The following is a 13586-nucleotide window of genomic DNA, read 5'->3' as shown; positions in this document are numbered from 1 at the left end:
TTTGTCGATACAGTCTGCTGGATTGCGCTTTTAAACCGCAAAGAGCGTTTTCATGAAAAGAGAGATACGATCTATAAAAACCTTAGGAAATCTATTATCTCGTTACACCATCAGCAGTTCTTGATGAGACTGCACATGCACGCACCGACCCTTTGTTCAAACCAGCAGCCATACAATTTCTGCTCGAAACAACGATACGAAATACCTATTGGGATTACAGGATGACCTCATGAAGATCGTTTCAATCATCGGCGCCCGGCCCCAGTTCATCAAATGCGCACCGGTCTCACGGGCACTCAGAACAGATCACCAGGAGATCCTGGTACATACCGGCCAGCATTATGATGAGAATATGTCGGATGTCTTCTTCGAGGAACTATCCATCCCGACACCAGACTACCACCTCGGGATCGGATCCGGGTCCCACGGGGCACAGACCGGCCGGATGATTCTCGCGATTGAAGAGGTGTTGCTGAAGGAAACCCCGGATATGGTCCTCGTCTATGGCGACACCAACTCCACCCTTGCTGGTGCACTGGCTGCTGCAAAACTGCATATCCCGGTTGCGCATGTTGAGGCCGGCCTCCGGAGCTTTGATCGCAGCATGCCTGAGGAGATCAACCGTGTACTCACCGACCATGCGTCTGATCTCCTCTTTGTCCCGACTGAAAACGGGGTAGCAAACCTTGCCCGCGAGGGTATACAGAAGGGTGTGCATCGTGTCGGGGATGTGATGGTCGATGCCCTCCTCTATAACCGGGAGCTGGCTGCAACATCAGGTATTCTGGATCGGCTTGGTCTCAAATCCGGCACCTATTACCTCGCCACCGTCCACCGTGCCAGCAACACCGATCTCGAGCAGAACCTCAGATCTATCATTGCCGCATTTGCCGCTCTTGACCGGCCGGTGATCTTCCCGGCACACCCGAGGACGAGGAAATACCTGGAACAGTATGGAATTCTTGCCAAAGGAACTATCCGGCTCATCGACCCGCTCCCCTATCTGGATATGCTCCGGCTGCTCTCCCAGGCTGCCGCTGTTCTCACCGACTCAGGCGGGGTCCAGAAGGAGGCATATATCCTGCAGGTCCCCTGTATCACCCTGCGGGAGAATACCGAGTGGATCGAGACGGTGGATGATGGCTGGAACGTGCTGGCAGGTGCCGATACCGGCCGTATTATTTCAGCAGTCCGTCAGATGACCGGGGATAGCGACCGCTGTGGAAACCACGCCGCACACTATGGCGACGGCACCGCCGCAGACGGGATCAGACGAATTATCAGTGCATTTGAGAAAGAATACAGGAGATAGTACGAGCAACAACACATGAGGAGACGACCATGACAGACCAGCACCCAGAGAATCATCTCGCAGCACGCATCACAGAACGCGGGCCAATAAGGACCATCGGTGTCATCGGCATGGGGTATGTCGGCATCCCCGCCGCAGTCCTCTTCGCCGATATCCCCGGGATCAGACATGTCTACGGGTTTCAGCGGGACTCAACGACCTCTGGCTACAAGATCGCGATGCTGAACCGTGGCGAGTCACCACTCAAAGGCGAGGAGCCGGGGCTTGAGCCGCTCCTCAAAAAGGTTGTCGATGCAGGAACCTTCTCCTGCACACCGGACTTTTCGAAGATCGCAGACTGCGATGCCGTCTGCCTCGCCATCCAGACGCCATTTAAAGATCATGCTGATCTCCTCCCTGACTTCACCCCCCTCATCGACGGCCTCCGGCATGTCGGTGCAAACCTTACACCCGGTATGCTCGTCGTCCTTGAGTCGACCATCACCCCCGGCACCACCGTCGGGATGGCCCGGGAGATCCTCGAAGAGGAGTCCGGGCTTGTCGCCGGCCGGGACTTCGCCCTCGCCCATGCCCCTGAGCGGGTGATGGTCGGCCGGCTCCTCAGAAACATCCGCGAGCATGACCGGATTATCGGTGGGATCGATCGCGTCTCTACGATGCGGGCCGTTGAACTCTATACCCCGGTCCTGACGACCGGCCGCGTCATCCCGATGACCGCAACCGCGGCCGAAGTGACGAAGACCGCCGAGAATACCTTCCGCGACCTTCAGATTGCCGCTGCGAACCAGCTCGCCCTCTATTGCGAGGCGATGGGCGTGAACTTCTATGATGTCCGGGCCGGGATCGACTCGCTGAAGGGCGAAGGGATCACCCGTGCCATCCTCTGGCCCGGTGCCGGCGTCGGCGGACACTGCCTGACGAAGGATACCTATCACCTGGAGCGGGGGGTGCAGTCTGCAGGTTCCACCCTTGATTATCCCAAGGGGATGCAGTCGCTCTACACCCTCGCCCGTGACATCAACGACTTCATGCCTGAGCATATGCTCCATCTCACCAAAGCAGCCCTTGCAGAGGCGGGAAAGCCCCTCACGGGCGCTCGGATCGCACTCCTCGGCTGGGCTTTCATCAACGACAGCGATGATGCCCGGAACAGCCCGTCCGAACCGTATTTCAAGGCTGCAAGGGCGGCGGGAGCAGAAGTTCGGGTTCATGATCCCTGGGTTGATCCTGCGACGTCACCGGATCTCCCGGATGGCGGGCTCACCGGTGATCTTGAGGAGGTACTTACCGATGCAGATGCCGTGGTGATCTTCACCGGCCATGCGATATACCGGGGACTGGTGCCTGAGCAGGTGAAGCGGTTCTGTGGGTGCGAGCGGCCGGTGATCGTGGATGGGAGGAATATTGTGGAGCCGGAGAAATGGGTGGAGGCAGGGTTTCTGTATAAGGGGGTTGGGAGAGGGGAGTGGAATTGATTCTGTTCCTCTCATTTGTGATGCTTGAGCAGGAGATGGGTTTCTTTGATGATGAGCCCTTCCCGTTGGCAGATACGTATCAGGAGAGGGGGGATGACCGGTGGCAGCACCTTTCAGAGCATCCGTGGGGAGGAAGATGCGATGATAAATAGTTTATTTTATATATTAATTTATTATAAATACTATGGGGTGAAATATGACGTCGATGCATGATATTCTCAGGCAGGATCCTGCGATCTGGGATCTCTTCACGAGTGCTGAAGAGTATGGGAGTCGGTACAGGGATAAATATGACCGTTTTCCGTACTATCTCAGTTCCAATCGTACAATCCTAAAACCCCTTGCATCCCAATTCCTTCACGGGCAGGGGTACTGTCCGGAGTATCCTGATGGCCAGCCCTTCGCGGTCTGTCTCACACATGATATTGATGGTATCTACACCTCGACACCTTCAAAGGCGTATGATTCATTCGTAGCCTTCCAGCGAGGGGAGATACGCCGGAGCATTCAAACGGCATGTTCCATGCGATCGAGAAAGCTCCCACTCAGTAACTTTCAGAAGATAATGGCGCTTGAGGAGTATTATGGGGCAAAATCCAGTTTCTATTTTAAGTCTCTCAGCCCCGGTGATCAGGATTATGTATATGATATCCAGGACCTTCAGGAAGAGATAGAGATGATCGATGATGCCGGCTGGGAGGTTGGTCTTCATGGGGGCCACCAGGCATACTGCGACTCTGATCAGGTATCGATTGAGAAGGCACGGCTTGAGAAGGTTGTTGGCCACCCGGTCACCGGTTATCGGAATCACTTTCTCAGATTCAGGGTTCCGGATACATGGCATCATCTTGAGAAGGCCGGATTTCTGTATGATACCACATTTGGCTATGCTGACTGCGTCGGCTTTCGGAATGGAATGTGTTACCCATTCAGGCCGTATGATCGTGCAGAAGAGAAGGAGATCAAACTGGTTGAAATTCCCCTAATTGTCATGGATGATACCTTGTATGGATATATGCAGTTTGATCCAGGATTGGCCTTTGAGATCGTCCGGCACCTCATTGATACTGTGGAGCAATGCCATGGGGTGATCACCATACTCTGGCATAACAGTTTTATGGAAGGGGAGACGTTGGGGGTGTATAAAAGGATACTTGAATACTGCCATGGGAAGGGTGCATGGATGACGACCGGAGAGGAGATAGCAGAAGCTTTTCGGGATACATAGGTACATCTGTCTCTCTGATAATCTCAATAAACTGTTAGCTCCGGATCAGCTTCCATAGGCTGCAGGGTGTACTTATTATTGTAATACAGTTATTTTATATTAATACCATCCAGGCGGTGTAAATATTGTTTATCAGGGAGAGTGTTAACGAAGCATCCGGGAGAACCTGGAATTGATGTGATAGTATGAGTCTTGAGGTCCCTCAGGTCCGCCCTCTTACAGAAGAGGAATATCCCGTATGGGATGCTTTTGTTGATGAATCACCACAAGGAAGTATTTTTTCTAAAAGTCGGTATCTGGAGATTATTTCTCAGGCATCTCGCAGCAGGCTGAAGATAATTGGTTATTTCGTTCATGATGATCTCATGGGCGGCTGCTCAGTACTTGAAAAAAGCAGAGGCCTCCTCGGCACTCATGTCATCTCCGGTGGACCCGGCACCCCGTTTTGTGGCCTACTGTATCATGACGTCGGGAACGCACACATACGGAAAACTGAGATGGACTATAATCGATGTGTCAATGCCATCTGCGACTATATAAAAAGTCAACGGTACACCTCAGTATCGATTAGCAACTCTCCGGATCTTCTGGATATTCGTCCTTTTCTTCAGCGTGGCTGGAAAGAGCGGGTGTCGTATACATATTATATCTATCTGAACAGCTTTTCCTTAGCGAACGTTTCATCGAGTGTTAAGAAAAGCATCAAAATGGCTCAAAGTAAAAATCTATCTTATGAAAAGAGTGATGACATTCATTCCTATTTTCATTTACTCACTACAGTTTTCCAACAGCATGGCGCTCATCCCCCCTTTAGCGAGGTTTATTATGAGAAATTATTACACTTTTTTCAATCAACCCATTCAGGAGGTATGAGAGTTCTTAAAGACTCGTCGGACCAACTTCTGGCATCATATGTATGGATCTGGGATAACAAACGGGCGTACGCGTGGAGCGGAGGTGCAGTTCTATCCCCCGACTTCCGGGATGGTGGTGCAAATAAATTAATGTTTTATACCTTTTTAGAAGAGTTAAAGGAGATGGGGTTTACGGAGGTCAATATAATGCATGCTAATACGCCGCGGCTGACACAGTTTGCATCAGGATTTAACCCCGAATTAAAACCATATTATACTATTGAAACCAATCGTCCCCTGGCATCATGCTATCAGATCATGAAGAAATATATGGGAAGATAATTATCAACCCGGACGAACTAACCGAGGCTCTTCTTTTTCATCCTTTCTATCTGTTCAAGGATTATTTGAGGAATAGTATGCCTGTTCTCGAAAGGATACTTCATCGTGGATAACAGAAGGTTTCTTGTATGGGAACTGTAACAGCCATTACACTGCCGGGGATAGTTCTGCTCTTTTATTGCCGTACGAACTTCCTCACAGGATCTATTCCATTTGTGGAGAAGCGGTTCATCAGGGTCAGTATATATGGAAATATGAGATGGTATAAGGTTGCATGGCTGTATTTCCCCATAGGCATTGATCTTGATACGAGTGTATATCGTCCAGCAAAAAAATCTCTTCAGACGATATTCAAAAAAGAAATCACTCTCATTCGTTGATGCTGTATGGAAAAGGATATAGTACCCCATCCATTTTTTAATGTCATGGATATTGGTTTTTATTGTATGCTCTTCTTCAAAAGAAAGAATCGCGTCAAATTCCTGAGAAAGTCTCTCAATATGTTCTAATTTGGGATTTAATGTATATTTTTCTGGTATCCCATTGACTGATGGAAAATTTGAGACCGTTATGAGCGGGACAAATTGAACTGATGAAACCCCCATTGAATATGCCTTCTTCACGATATCAGAGAGTTCGTGATAATTATAGTGTGTCATGACGGTTTCTATCTGTACAGGAATCTGGTGATCGATGAGAATTCTGATAGCCTGAACAGCTTTTTCGTACGCATCGGGACACCCCCGTATCCTGTTATGTGTTTTTGCATCAAACGAGTCTAAAGATACAATAATTTTGCAATTCGATAATCGCAATATGGTTAATTCTTCTATTGATAATTGTGGAATCTGCATTCCGTTTGTTATAATGGAAATATTTTGTATTTTATCTGATGCATATTCAATAACAGAAAATATATCTCTGAATAAAAAGGGCTCTCCCCCAAGGAGAATCAAACTTTGAATTTCACCATCCTTCATCTGATCGATGATCCATTGTATATCATGCAGGTTCAGAAAGCGCTTGCCTTCTCTTTCCGGCTTGAGCATCCCCTGACCTATCTCACAATACATACAATTTTGATTGCATCTCGTTGTGAGGTTGATATCCACTACAGATGGAACAGGGTGTTCACACAGACCTGATAGTAGTATTTTCAACTCTTCAATAAGTGTCATATCTCACTCATCAGACGTCACTCTTTCAGTTGGATGTTTCAAAGAAACTATCTGTAATATTATTATATTTTATTTATTTTATATATTTCGTACTTGTACTGGTAGTGGAGGACGGAAGCCTTCAGAATGGATCTCATGGATTGTTCCATGGGAGTGTTTCTCCTCCTTCATAATTACATTGACATGAAAAGATATTAATATTATTTACAAACATATATTCTATGGTAAAAATAATCGTATGGTGATACGCCGGGTGATGATGTACCCCTCGGACAAGAGAGGGATAAGAATGGTACAGAAAACAGAATAAGCAGTGAATTGATCCTGATGAGTCGGAATGCAGCCTGGGTCCGCCCTCTTACACAAGTGGATTATCCACAATGGGACAGTCTCGTTGAAGAATCACCACAGGGGAGTATTTTTTCTTCCAGTAGGTACTTGGCTATCCTTGCTGAAGCAACGGGCAGCAGGCTGAAGATAATCGGATGTTTTTTGGATGAAGATCTCATTGGTGGATGTTCATTATTTGAACGGAGAAACCACATCATTGGTAAATATGCCGTCTCGAAGGGGCCGGATACGCCATTTTGTGGCTTTATATATAAAAAGACGGATGAGATAAAGATACGGAAGAAAGAGATGGAGTATAATGTCTGCCTTAATGCACTTAGTGAATATATTATTAAGGAAAAGTATGCCTCAATCTCCATTTCAAACTCTCCGAATCTTGTGGATATTCGGCCATTTCTCCGGCAGGACTGGGAATGTACCGTAGCATATACGTACTATATCAATCTGGAACAATTCTCATATGAGGATTTTTCATCGAATACCAAGGAACAGATACGTCAGGCAATTAATGAAGATCTTCAATTTGGAAATCATTTCTCCATCGACTCTCACTATCAATTACTTATGGAGGAGTTTGAACAACGCAATTCACCACCTCCCCTGAATAAGCTCATGCTCCAAAAATTTTTTGATATCTTCCAATTGACCGGTTCCGGTGAGATGAAGACTGTGAGGGATTCATCCGGAGAACTATTGGCATCATATTTCTGGGTATGGGATAATAAACGAGCATATGCCTGGAATGCTGCTCACTCACCGGACATTCACGACACCGGAGCGAAGTATCTATTGATGTATCGTACATTCGAGGAATTACAGAAGAGAGGGTTGAAGGAGGTTAATATTATGCATGCGAACACCCCCCAATCTACTGGGTTTGCAACGGGCTTCAATCCTGTTTTGGTGCCATATTATGGTGTTAGTAGAGATTCCTTAATCCTTACTCTCTTACGTCACTTCAAAAATGGGTGAGGGTGATTATTAAATGGTATATGGTATATATGGTTTAAATTTTTTATGTATAATAATTATGTTGGGTGTATTGTATTATGTATGATATGTCTTCTTTTAATATTTTTAAATATTTGATGATCGCGAAGGGGGAAGATGGTAATGACGAATGAGAAGCCTCTGAAGGGATGCCACCTATGACCGGTATATCAGTCCATGAATTAGGTTCCAATGACTATCGTCGCTGGGATGACCTGGTATCATCATCCCCTCAGGGAACGGTATTTCACACAATTAATTGGCTGAAATGCAATTCAGAAAGCTTGGACTGTAGATTTGTATTATTGGGGGCCTTCCACCAGGATAAACTGGTCGGGGGTTGTTGTTTATATGAACGAAATTATTTGTATGGGATAAAAAGTGCTATTACAAGCGTTCCTTTAACTCCCTACTCGGGTTTTGTATTAGCATTTAGTGACTCTGCAGATGTTCGTCAGCAGGAAGTATGGACTCAGGAAATTATCACGGCGTTATCTGATGCAATATATAAACTTGGATATCCGAATATTACAATTATTAATAATCCTGCACTTACCGACATTCGACCTTTAATCTGGAGTAAATGGAAGTCTTTTATTAAATATACATATGTTCTGCCTCTTGATCGCAATATTTTTGCTTCTCTTTCGAGAAATGCAAAGAGAAATATCACTAAAGCACAAAATGAAAATATATCTATTAGTAAAGAATTTAATAATGATCTGATGTGGGATCTCGCAGTCAAAACATATGAAAAACAGAATATGAAAGTTCCTTTTGAAAAAAAGCAATTAACGACATTATTGGATATGATACATCAGACAAATATCGGAGCAATGTGGATTGCCTCAACGCAGGATGGTATACCGATATCAGGAGAATGTATTATTTGGGACAAGCAAGGGGCATATCGATGGTTTGCTGCTGCTGATCCGGATTACCTGCACACGGGAGCCACCTTTTTTTTATTATCAGAGATATTGCAGAACCTTCAGTCTTCTGATGTTAACAAAATTTTCATGATGGCAGCCAATACAGAAAACCTTTCAAAATTTGCCTTAAATTTCGATCCGATATTAATTCCCTATTATGGAGTTCATACAAAAACCATTTTTCATTCGTTTAGAATTGCATTATAATTGATAATTTGGTGACAATACCTGAACTCCGATTATGAAGTTTTTTGATGAATTGTATTTTTATTATAGATCGTATACCATCCAGAACTGCGTTGACACGTGCCCGTCCTCCTCCCATGGATCTCTTGCCCAGCCCTGATTCATACTGGTTTATCTGCCCATTGCTGAAGATTAAAGTTGTCGATGGCCTTAAGATTGAGGAGCATAACAATAAAATACATTATTAATAATATGATTGAGTAAACCGTAAGGGTAAGGAGCACTGGAAATTCAAATAGATAACAAATATAAAAACCTCCAACGACTCCTAAGACCCTCATTGCATCCCAGATTAACATCCAGTGGTTATATCCCAGGAGATCCAATCGTGTTATTGGAGAGATGACGAATGCTGGTATAACCATCAGTGCTAATGGAAGTAAATACCACCCTGCATCAATCCATTCCTCTCCAAATAGTATTGGTACATACAAAGGCCCCAACAGGGAGGGTATACCTATGAGAGGAATTGCAAGCAGAGAGAGGTGTTTCACTGTTTGAATATATAATGTCTTTAACTCAGGAGATCCCTCTCGAACCATCTTGGCTGCATCTCCATGAAATGCCTGTCCTATTGATGCTTTAATAACACTCCCTGGTGCGACGATTAACATATGGGCAAGTGCATAGAAGCCAACAATCTGTGAATTATATAAGTATAATAACATGATTGGAGGTAGTTGTAAAGCAAAGGCGTTTAAAAAAGATGAAGGGATACTAAATGCTGGAAATTTCCAGTATTCCTTTGCAACCGACCTGATGCCTGAAAATGAAACCACTTTGAAACTGGTCCGCTCACTCTTCCAAATGGCCTTTAAAAATGTCCCGATCCCTGCGATCTGACTGATTATATGACCTACTATTAAACCTATGGGACCCATCGCTAGCATTCCAAGTACGATTTTTGCGACAGATCCACTAACACTCTGGTTAATTTTTGTATGAGTGATTTTCGTATAGTTTCTCTGGCGAATTGCCCAGTGGTTGAGGATTGTATAGAGCCCCATACCAAAAAAACCAATGATAAGTAACCATACTATCGATTGAACAGAATCCAGATTAAAAAAAACAATAAAAAAATTCCCTGCAATGATGAGCAGAAGAGAAAAACCGATGGTTGTTCCAATAAGCAAAAGAAGACATAATGCAAAGAGGTTTACAACATCCTCATTCTTTTTTGGCAAAGGATATGCAATTTCATATCGAAAGGAAGCTGTAACAATAACTAATGACAAAATTGATGAATAAATCGTCAGCATACCCAGATCGGAAGGGGTATAGAGCCGTGTGATGATTGGCATCGAGAGAATTCCTATCAGCTGGGCTAATGCAGTTCCGCTGCCCAGGACTAATACACCCTTATACAATGGGTTTTTATTAATGAAATGTATGAATTTGGCACCAATGGAGGTACTGGTTAAAAAAGTGACTGCTTTTTGCTTTCCAAACGGCCACCAATTCATGATTTAATATATGATGTCTGTGTAATTATAATAATTATCGCATTTGAAAATTCACTATGTTGCCATCGTTCTTTTCTATCAGGCATTGATATGTACGTATACTTCGCTCCACCCTCCTCTCTTTGTCTGTGTTGACATACAATATACTTGGAAAAGGTTAAAAATATAATTCCTTCCTGAATTAAGAGTTATATACAATATTTAAATAGAGATCATGAAATTAATTATATGAACTTATTATATAAAGCAATCATTTTGTATGACATCTTCTCTCGAGCAAACTGCTCTGCATAATCCACAATACTTCTTCTGTTCCAGGACTTATCGAGCGCGATAGAAATTTTTTGCTCTAACTCATCTGAATTACCTGGTTCTACAAGATAGCCATATTGCTCTGATGTAATAATATCTGGAATTCCGCCAACTCTTGTGCCGACAAAAGGCTTTCCACATCCGAGTGTTTCAAACATGACATTCGGATTCCCTTCATTCAGACTTGGTAAAACAAATATATCAGATGCATTTATCCAGTCTGCGATGGTATTGTGGGGTTTTTCACCAGTAAGAATTATTGATCGATCTAACCCTAGTGCATGTATCTGCCGTTTAAGAACATTCCTCAGTCCTCCGGCTCCAACGATAATACACAGGACATCTTCTCTTTTTTGAATGATGGTATTCATAGCATCAATTAAAAATTTTTGACCTTTCACCGGCTCGAGATTTCCTACAGTCAAAATAATTTTTTTATCAGATGGAAGGTTGAGATCCCTTCTGCATGTCACCATATCCTTCGGATAAAAGATGTCCGGATTATATCCATTATATATTAATTCTACTGGTGTTTTAACATGTAATTTTTTAATACAATCAATATTGCTCCTACTCACTGTTGTAATATAGTCTGCAGTATTTAGAACATACTCAATCCGGGTTTGCCAATCATCATCCTTGAATGGCAGGGAATAGATGTCATCTCCTCGTGCCGTTACTATGAAAGGTACATTGTATTTTTCTTTTAATTTAGCTCCAACATATCCTGCTGACCATGTAAATTGCGCATGAATTAGATCCCATTCCAGCTGATGAGTTCGTATGGCTTTATCAACAGAAGAAAAATGTTTATTGCCAAGTGATTTGTAGCTTCTATCACCTGGGAGATACCAGATTGGTGTTAATTGCACATTAATATTCTCTGGGATTTGATGCGTATCTATCTTATAACTCTTTTTAAATCTTTCCAGGTATGCAATCGGAATATAGGCAGCTACTTCAGCAAAGGGATTCGTTCGAACTAATACGTTAATACTCCGAAAAAAGGGGGATAGACCTTCAATGGTGCTTTTTTGGAAGTTATTGTATGAATGACTGATTACGAGTAGATTCTTTCCTTGTTTTAACGTCGTATGATCCATTCAACCGCCTCTATAATATAAATCATAAATAAGAGTGATTTATTCTTGATATTAATAATATCTCCTCCTTACCAGTGTTTGTCTACTCTCCCGGGTCGATTAAAAGGGTTGAATTACTCGTGCTACATATCTTATTGAATTCTTATATTTAAATAATATGATTTAGTTATAAATTTAGAAGTATTCGCCACTTCTGAACATGAAGGTACCTTCACAATCGTCAATTTTTATACAACTATTGTTTATTATATAAATAGTTATTGTATATAATATAATTGTATATGTGGATAAATATATATTATGCAGCTTCCTAAGGAGATTTGCACGTCCTTATGTATCGTTTATCAATATCAGGAGTAGATGACTATGTAAAAGCTATGGTTTTTATTCTACTTTTAAGTTTTTTCTCTACTTCCAATGCTATAGCACTTCCCTCAAGCTCCATTGCACCAGAGTCTATACCCATAAACGACTGTGAGAACCTGGAGATGAAAAATACTGCAGAAAGACATGATCATACTATACCCATAGGAATTCTGTCGCTTAATTCGATTATGAAACAGAAAGATCTGTGGCTCTCAACTTTATTGCTTCTTCTTCATCCTGATCAAAATCCTGACACTTCGTTACCCTATGGTGCAGATGCAAACCCCACAGGGAACCCCATCGGGGGTGGAATTGGATATAATGATATTATTCAACCCAATGATCCCCGGGTCATAGCGATCATTCATGATAAGGCCGGGTTACTTGCAGCATTAAACCAGGCGAAGCCTGGCGATATTGTGTATGTTGATGGAAATGCACACATCGACCTCTCAGGAACCTTTGATATCCGTATTCCCGGAGGCGTGACAATAGCGAGTAATCGAGGTGAAAACGGAGCTCCTGGCGGCCGGATATATCAGAACGCATTTGCTGGTGATCCTCAATCCGGCCGCCCATTTAACACTGATGGTCCTGATATCCGAATAACCGGGCTCAGACTGCAGGGGCCATACCCGACCTCAGAGAATTTCAGGGATGGACGACACGCCATACGATCAAACCATGACAATTTCGAAGTAGATAATTGTGAAATTTATGAATGGGGATATGCAGCTATTCGTTTACAGGATACAGGGCCAGACAGCGGGCAATACATCCATCACAACCATATCCATACAAATCTTTTTACTGGAACCGGGTATGGAATTATTTTATTTAATTCGGAAGTTTTAATCGAAGCAAATCTGTTCGATAATAATCGGCATTCCATAACAGGTGCGGGCAGACCATACTGCTCATTTGAAGCACGGTACAATATCGTCGGTCCAAATGCAGAGTCTGCTTATTTTGATATGCATCAGGATCCGGACGCTTTGCAATGGGGAGGCGACTGGATTTGGATTCATCATAATACCTTCCTTGGAACGGATCAGAATGCCTATAATCAGAGAGGCCAGCCACGAACCGGAGCATGGATTGAATATAATATTATGGATAGTCGGTATGCGGAAACTGGTCCTGTTAGACAGACGTTTCATGATCTCGCACCAGAACAGAGTCCGTATGGAAAAGTGTATATGAGTAATAATATTATTCAGGGGGTATTATCAAAAAAAGGTCCGGTTTACTATGTACATGATGCCAGACGCTATGTCGAACCAACGCCATATCCGGCAAATCCTCGGGCAACAGAAACTCAGCTACATTTATTATGTAAAGAGAACTTCGAATAACCTCGTTCCATCGAAAGTACTTTATAGTGTGTGATCGATCAGTACTCAATGAGCACGTTCTTTAATTTTGCAATTAAGG

11 protein-coding genes are annotated in these 13586 nt (G+C 43.5%); 8 read left to right on the top strand and 3 right to left on the bottom strand.

Going from position 1 to position 13586, the window contains the following annotated elements:
* Positions 1-229 precede the first annotated feature (229 nt).
* The 5 genes from wecB to J2T58_RS09670 all read left to right on the top strand — a co-directional run bounded on the left by wecB (position 230) and on the right by J2T58_RS09670 (position 5211).
* Positions 230-1312: a non-hydrolyzing UDP-N-acetylglucosamine 2-epimerase gene (wecB, locus tag J2T58_RS09690; RefSeq protein WP_253489374.1), complete on the top strand. Its 1083-nt coding sequence runs from the start codon at positions 230-232 to the stop codon at positions 1310-1312.
* A gap of 29 nt (positions 1313-1341) precedes the next feature.
* Positions 1342-2787, top strand: a complete 1446-nt coding sequence (locus J2T58_RS09685) for a nucleotide sugar dehydrogenase (RefSeq protein WP_253489371.1) — start codon at positions 1342-1344, stop codon at positions 2785-2787.
* Entirely contained in the window at positions 2778-2939 is a 162-nt protein-coding gene (locus J2T58_RS09680) for a hypothetical protein (RefSeq protein WP_253489369.1), read from the top strand. The genes J2T58_RS09685 and J2T58_RS09680 overlap by 10 nt, the downstream gene beginning before the upstream one ends.
* A 44-nt stretch (positions 2940-2983) precedes the next feature.
* A complete protein-coding gene (locus tag J2T58_RS09675) occupies positions 2984-4015 on the top strand; it encodes a polysaccharide deacetylase family protein (protein ID WP_253489367.1) in 1032 nt (343 codons plus the stop codon).
* A gap of 185 nt (positions 4016-4200) precedes the next feature.
* Positions 4201-5211, top strand: coding sequence for a GNAT family N-acetyltransferase (locus J2T58_RS09670; protein ID WP_253489365.1), 1011 nt, complete (start codon positions 4201-4203; stop codon positions 5209-5211).
* A 17-nt stretch (positions 5212-5228) separates the two neighbouring features.
* Here J2T58_RS09670 and J2T58_RS09665 read toward each other — a convergent pair whose 3' ends face one another.
* The gene (locus J2T58_RS09665) at positions 5229-6389 is read right to left on the bottom strand and encodes a radical SAM protein (protein ID WP_253489363.1); all 1161 of its coding nucleotides are present in this window, start codon (positions 6387-6389) and stop codon (positions 5229-5231) included.
* A gap of 327 nt (positions 6390-6716) precedes the next feature.
* On the opposite strand from J2T58_RS09665, the gene J2T58_RS09660 reads away from it, so the two are divergent.
* Both J2T58_RS09660 and J2T58_RS09655 read left to right on the top strand, forming a co-directional pair.
* Positions 6717-7712, top strand: coding sequence for a GNAT family N-acetyltransferase (locus J2T58_RS09660; protein ID WP_253489361.1), 996 nt, complete (start codon positions 6717-6719; stop codon positions 7710-7712).
* Between the two features lie 176 nt (positions 7713-7888).
* On the top strand, positions 7889-8869 hold the full coding sequence (locus J2T58_RS09655) for a GNAT family N-acetyltransferase (RefSeq protein ID WP_253489359.1): 981 nt from the start codon (positions 7889-7891) through the stop codon (positions 8867-8869).
* A 140-nt stretch (positions 8870-9009) separates the two neighbouring features.
* Here the strand turns inward: J2T58_RS09655 and J2T58_RS09650 are convergent, their stop codons facing one another.
* Both J2T58_RS09650 and J2T58_RS09645 read right to left on the bottom strand, forming a co-directional pair.
* Complete coding sequence (locus J2T58_RS09650) at positions 9010-10371, bottom strand: oligosaccharide flippase family protein (protein WP_253489357.1); 1362 nt, start codon at positions 10369-10371, stop codon at positions 9010-9012.
* A 224-nt stretch (positions 10372-10595) separates the two neighbouring features.
* Positions 10596-11786, bottom strand: coding sequence for a glycosyltransferase (locus J2T58_RS09645; RefSeq protein ID WP_253489355.1), 1191 nt, complete (start codon positions 11784-11786; stop codon positions 10596-10598).
* A 488-nt stretch (positions 11787-12274) separates the two neighbouring features.
* Here J2T58_RS09645 and J2T58_RS09640 point away from each other — a divergent pair, with 488 nt between their 5' ends.
* A complete protein-coding gene (locus J2T58_RS09640; RefSeq protein WP_253489353.1) occupies positions 12275-13507 on the top strand; it encodes a right-handed parallel beta-helix repeat-containing protein in 1233 nt (410 codons plus the stop codon).
* Positions 13508-13586 lie beyond the last annotated feature (79 nt).

This window comes from Methanocalculus alkaliphilus, assembly GCF_024170505.1.
Classification (GTDB): domain Archaea; phylum Halobacteriota; class Methanomicrobia; order Methanomicrobiales; family Methanocorpusculaceae; genus Methanocalculus; species Methanocalculus alkaliphilus.
This window is presented reverse-complemented; position numbering and strand designations above follow the sequence as displayed.

Coding starts and splice junctions, on each gene's coding strand:
- wecB (WP_253489374.1), top strand. CDS start 230: ATGAAGATCGTTTCAATCATCGGCGCCCGGCCCCAGTTCATCAAATGC.
- J2T58_RS09685 (WP_253489371.1), top strand. CDS start 1,342: ATGACAGACCAGCACCCAGAGAATCATCTCGCAGCACGCATCACAGAA.
- J2T58_RS09675 (WP_253489367.1), top strand. CDS start 2,984: ATGACGTCGATGCATGATATTCTCAGGCAGGATCCTGCGATCTGGGAT.
- J2T58_RS09670 (WP_253489365.1), top strand. CDS start 4,201: ATGAGTCTTGAGGTCCCTCAGGTCCGCCCTCTTACAGAAGAGGAATAT.
- J2T58_RS09665 (WP_253489363.1), bottom strand. CDS start 6,389: ATGACACTTATTGAAGAGTTGAAAATACTACTATCAGGTCTGTGTGAA.
- J2T58_RS09660 (WP_253489361.1), top strand. CDS start 6,717: ATGAGTCGGAATGCAGCCTGGGTCCGCCCTCTTACACAAGTGGATTAT.
- J2T58_RS09655 (WP_253489359.1), top strand. CDS start 7,889: ATGACCGGTATATCAGTCCATGAATTAGGTTCCAATGACTATCGTCGC.
- J2T58_RS09650 (WP_253489357.1), bottom strand. CDS start 10,371: ATGAATTGGTGGCCGTTTGGAAAGCAAAAAGCAGTCACTTTTTTAACC.
- J2T58_RS09645 (WP_253489355.1), bottom strand. CDS start 11,786: ATGGATCATACGACGTTAAAACAAGGAAAGAATCTACTCGTAATCAGT.
- J2T58_RS09640 (WP_253489353.1), top strand. CDS start 12,275: ATGAAAAATACTGCAGAAAGACATGATCATACTATACCCATAGGAATT.